General features: G+C 43.7%; 3 protein-coding genes. All 3 read left to right on the forward strand.

Annotated elements, in window-relative coordinates:
• Positions 1-365, forward strand: a 365-nt coding sequence (locus ACFV61_RS35860) for a hypothetical protein (RefSeq protein ID WP_380496369.1), incomplete at its 5' end; no start/stop codon positions are given.
• Positions 366-424: 59 nt separating this feature from the next.
• Positions 425-673, forward strand: coding sequence for a hypothetical protein (locus ACFV61_RS35865; protein WP_080467411.1), 249 nt, complete (start codon positions 425-427; stop codon positions 671-673).
• Positions 674-920: 247 nt separating this feature from the next.
• Complete coding sequence (locus tag ACFV61_RS35870) at positions 921-1265, forward strand: hypothetical protein (RefSeq protein WP_380496371.1); 345 nt, start codon at positions 921-923, stop codon at positions 1263-1265.
• Positions 1266-1758: the final 493 nt, after the last annotated feature.

Here is a 1758-nt window from a genome sequence, read left to right on the forward strand (position 1 = left end):
AAAATATCGTGAAGCTTCAGACAGGGACGATCTACCGTAAACTCATGTTTTACTTTACGGATGAGTCAGGCAACCCGCTGAAGGACAGCGACTTTGCGGGCAACTTGGAATTGGTATTTAACCAAGCCGACATCCCTTACAGCATTAAGCCGTCAGCACTTGCAGCCCGAAATCATTCGGACTTGGGTTATGTCTTACCGGATGGGGTTTATGTGTTTGACTTCTCTAACCAAGGCTTGCCAAACCTCGGCGGCTCTCGTGACTATATTGACACCGAACGTCTTACAGAGTTTTGGATTCGCTTCAATACTCAAAAAGGCGGGCGCGTGAAAATCGTTGCTGAAAAGCTTTCACGCTTGCATTAATACACGCGGGAGGGCTTTTCCCTCCTTTTCTTATTTGACTACTACGAAGGAGGATTTATATGAACGCACCATCACAAATGGGTCTAGGTGAAATGTTCTACCATGCCGCAGACTTATATCCAAACATGGGGTTTATGAGTACCCGAACGTCTACAGTTCCCGAAGCTGAAGATCAAATGTCTCTTGTCGATGATGAGGACACAGCAAAAGAGCATGACGTAAAGCAAGACCCTATTACATCAAAACAAATCTTGCTGGGGTTCGGCATTGTGTTCCTTGTCGTATTCCTATTCTCGGCAAGGGTGTAGGGGGTGTGACTTGTGGAGCAAATCTATTCAATCCTATTAAATAACGGAGCCATGGGCGTAATGCTCGCGTGGTTCATGTTCAAACAATCAAAGGATAACGAACAGACACGGGAAATTCTAACCGATCTGAAAATGGTTATTTCAAAAATCGGGGGTGCGTCAAGCAATGACTAAAATTCTTGTTCTCACCGTTATTATCATCGTGTTTTGGTTCTTCTTTATCCGCCGCAAAAAGAAGGGATAACACATGGAAAAAGGTCTTTTGTTTTTCACGCTGGCGCTCACAGCCATATGGATTATTCTTGATGACTTTTATGGCGGCAAACACCTGTCAAAGATGGCACAGAAAATGACGCCTGACATTTCTACACCGATGGACGTTGTAAAAGATGGTTGGGAATCTACAAAAGAAACCGTCGACGAAGCCGGAAAGACAGCGAAAAAGGCAGTTGAAAAATCGACAGGAAAAGACACGTATAAAAAGTATAAAAAGATGAATCCGGAGCAGAAAAAGAAAGTCAAAAAAGCAGCTAAAGACACTTTCATAGATGGGTTTTGGAACGGTCTTAAACGCGGTTTTGGCTTGAAGTAAAGGGGTGATTCTATGCAAGAGTTTACAAAGTCTATGCGGTTTATTATCACCTTTCTCTTTTTCGTTATCCTGCTGGGTATGTTCACAAATGAAAAAATAACGTACACGTTCTTGGTACTTGTTCTCGCAAGTATGGCAGTCCTGAACGTTGACAAGGTAAAACAAATCATGGGAGGTCTTGTGGATGGTTAACAAGTTTTTTGACGTGATTGCGGGTATCGGGATTCTCATTGGTATTTATCTGTTCCTGAAAAATGCCAAGTCTACGACTTCCATTATCAGCACAATCGCGAGCAATTCAATTTCAGGCATCAAAGTATTACAAGGGAGGTAAGGCGGCATGATGGAAGGCTATCACCTTCAAAACCGGGTTCATGCGCTTCAGGAGCTTTCACGTCCAGTGGAGCTACCTGACGCGCAGCTAGGTATTGGAGACGCGGAATTATTTCGCCCAACACAGTCCACAATCATTTACACCCTGTGTCAGACAGAA

The sequence above is a fragment of the Kitasatospora sp. NPDC059817 genome (assembly GCF_042731835.1).
GTDB lineage: Bacteria > Actinomycetota > Actinomycetes > Streptomycetales > Streptomycetaceae > Kitasatospora.

Excerpts from the sequence above, each read along its gene's own strand:
- ACFV61_RS35865 (WP_080467411.1), top strand. The coding sequence starts at position 425 with ATGAACGCACCATCACAAATGGGTCTAGGTGAAATGTTCTACCATGCC.
- ACFV61_RS35870 (WP_380496371.1), top strand. The coding sequence starts at position 921 with ATGGAAAAAGGTCTTTTGTTTTTCACGCTGGCGCTCACAGCCATATGG.